Genomic DNA, 2,795 nt, shown 5'->3' on the forward strand with positions numbered 1-2,795 from the left:
CAACGGCAAACCAAGGTAGCAATGGTGGCCGCTCTCCTGTTGAATCTGCACCTTGCATACGAGTAATCATAGCCGCACAAACAATTACTGGAAGCAACATTGCCACACGCATGAGTTTAACTACAGTCGCCGTATCACCTGTTTGGGTAGACATGCTATAACCAGCGCCCACCACTTGTGCCACATCGTGAATCGTAGCACCAAGAAACACACCAGCCGCTTGTGGCGATAACTCTAACCACTTCGCAATCATCGGGTAGACAATCATTGCAAAGGTTGAAAGTGCCGACACGCCAATCACGGTAAATAAAGTCGCTTTTTCTTTTTGCGGATGATTTGGAAAAGCAGCCGATAGTGCCAGTGCGGCTGAGGCACCACAGATTGCGGTTGATCCACCAGTTAACATGCCAAATAGTTTTTGGAAACCTAAAATTTTAGCGGCAATAACAGAAACGGCGATTGTGACAATAACCAGAGTAACGACTAACGCAACAGGTTGCCAACCTAGTGCGGTGATTTGACCCAAAGTAATACGCATTCCGAGTAACGCGATGCCCATCCTCAGCACACTACGTGCGGTGAACTCGATACCTGCCTTACATTTACTTTCAGCCGCTAAAAAATTCACACTCATGCCGAGCAATAGTGCAAATAGCATGACTGGCGCACCATAGTGCTCTGATAAAAAACAGGCAGCCGCAGCAACGACCGAACTGACCACAAAGCCTGGCGCTAATTCTCTTGTACGCTGGGAAAAATTTTTCAAAACTAAACTACTCATGATTTTCCCCACAACCCATTACAATAAATACCTTGTCCTCGATCACTTCTACAGGATAGGTTGCAACTTTGAGATGAGCAGAATTAACTAAACAGCCATTTGTTAAATCAAAGCGTAGACCATGGGCACAGCACTGAATCACTCGTCCTTCTAAACGTCCACTAAATAGCGATGCGCCCTGATGAGGACAGCTGTCATCGATTGCATAAAATTGAGCCGCAACGTTAAATAGTGCGAGAGTTTTATCTCCAACTTTAAAAAAAGCCCGCTCACCTGAATTCGGTATTTTCTCAAAAGGCACTTCAAATCGGTTGGTCATATCAACTCTCCTTGTGCCAGCATTGCCTCTTGCATCGCTTGATAAAGTACATCTGCTGATTGCGCACCCACCAAGGCAGAAGCCCGATTAAAAATAAAATAAGGCACGCCATTACCTCCTGTACTTGCAGAGATAAAATCTTGATGATCTTGAATAAGTAAATCTTTGATAAGCTCAGGTAAGAAGCCACAACGTTTCGCAATTTTGTATAAAGTGGTGGTATTTCCGATGTCTAAACCATCATAAAAATAGGCAGCAAAGAGTTGTTCTAACAACCCATTGCACTGCTCAGGAGTACCTATTTTCAAAGCTTTATCAAATAAGCGATGAGCTTTGGCCGTATTTGGCATCCGTTTAATTTGCTCAAAATCGATCTTAAGCCCAACTTTATTTGCAGCTTTATTGACTTGTTCTTGTCTCATACGAACTGCTGTCAAGCTACCTAACCGTTTCAAATAAAACGTTTGAAACGGTACACCTTCAACAGCTAAATCAGGTATGAGCTGAACACCTCGCCAATGCACAACAACTTTAACTCTGGGGTGAAGCTGATAAAATCTATTTATAGCAATCAGTAACTGACGTTTTCCGATCAAACACCAAGGACAAATAAAGTCAAAAAATACATCAATATGTAATTGCCGAATCATCATTTGTTATTCATCCCACATTTTTGTATTTGGTTACCTGAATGATTTTTAAGCTCATTTATTCCTTGCTGCTCAAAGCGTGCGATATCTTTGTGATAATGGCGTTTGGCATAAAAAAATACGGCTGCTGCTGCAATACTGACCAATGGCATGAATTGAAATGCACTATGTAAACCAATCACATCAGATACTTTGCCAACGACTAAAGGACCAAGCGCTAAACCAAGAAAATTGTTAGCTAAGGTGAGTGTTGCAAATGCAGAGCCATGAACTGAGTTATGTGTGAGATTGGCCACCATGGCACTAGATGGCCCATTGGTTCCTAGGGCAATAAACATTCCGAGGCAGATGAGAAGTAACTGGTTACGTCCCGCAGGCACAGCAAAAGCAATGAATAAAAGAACACAACCGAGCAAGCAGTATGTAATCGCTAAACTGACCTTACGATCTGGACAGTTACGGCCCAAATAATCACACAACATGCCGCATAGAATTGTGCCTACTGCACTACATAGCAAAATGACCGCTGCCATCACACCTGCCTTATCGGTACTCATGCCGTAATAGCGATTGAGATAACTCGGCATCCAGACAATCACTGTGCCACCAACAAATAATTGCAGACCACTACCAATGTAAGTGGCAATGACTGAACGACTTGAATATAAAGTCTTTAAAGGGCTTTTAATGTGCTGGGTTTTACTACGAATTTTATTTTGAGGTGCTGCGTTTATTCTGTTTTCTTTCACTAAAATTGGATATAGAAAAGCCAAAATGAGACCAAATAAAGCAATGCCTCCAAAAGCCCAACGCCAACCGAAATGCTGTGCGAGTACACCACCTAAAGCCACTCCCAAAAACGAGCCAAATACGCCACCCGCCATAAAAGCACTGGCGAGTGTTGCACGCATTTCCCTTGGAAAAACAGCCACAACCACCGCGATTCCCACGCTGCCATAAGCAGCTTCACCCACACCAACCATAAAACGAGCAATAAACATTTGCTCATAATTTTCAGCCAGTGCGCATCCTAGAGTCGCCAAAC

Annotated in this window: 4 protein-coding genes; all 4 read right to left on the bottom strand. The window is 43.2% G+C overall.

Annotation, left to right across the window (positions count from 1 at the left end; all coding sequences use genetic code 11):
• The coding region (locus UC75_RS06170) for a YeiH family protein (protein WP_228137125.1) at nucleotides 1-781 on the bottom strand (781 nt) is incomplete at its 3' end.
• Nucleotides 774-1,082 carry a Rieske (2Fe-2S) protein gene (locus UC75_RS06175; protein WP_128825208.1) on the bottom strand — a complete coding sequence of 103 codons (309 nt, stop codon included), beginning with the start codon at nucleotides 1,080-1,082 and terminating at the stop codon, nucleotides 774-776. The genes UC75_RS06175 and UC75_RS06170, both read right to left, overlap by 8 nt.
• Nucleotides 1,083-1,096: 14 nt before the next feature.
• A complete protein-coding gene (locus UC75_RS06180; protein WP_049837031.1) occupies nucleotides 1,097-1,753 on the bottom strand; it encodes a DsbA family oxidoreductase in 657 nt (218 codons plus the stop codon).
• On the bottom strand, nucleotides 1,750-2,795 hold a 1,046-nt coding region (locus UC75_RS06185), incomplete at its 5' end, for an MFS transporter (protein WP_228137126.1). The genes UC75_RS06180 and UC75_RS06185, both read right to left, overlap by 4 nt.

This window comes from Acinetobacter sp. V2 (assembly GCF_001188385.1).
Classification (GTDB): Bacteria; Pseudomonadota; Gammaproteobacteria; order Pseudomonadales; family Moraxellaceae; genus Acinetobacter; species Acinetobacter oleivorans.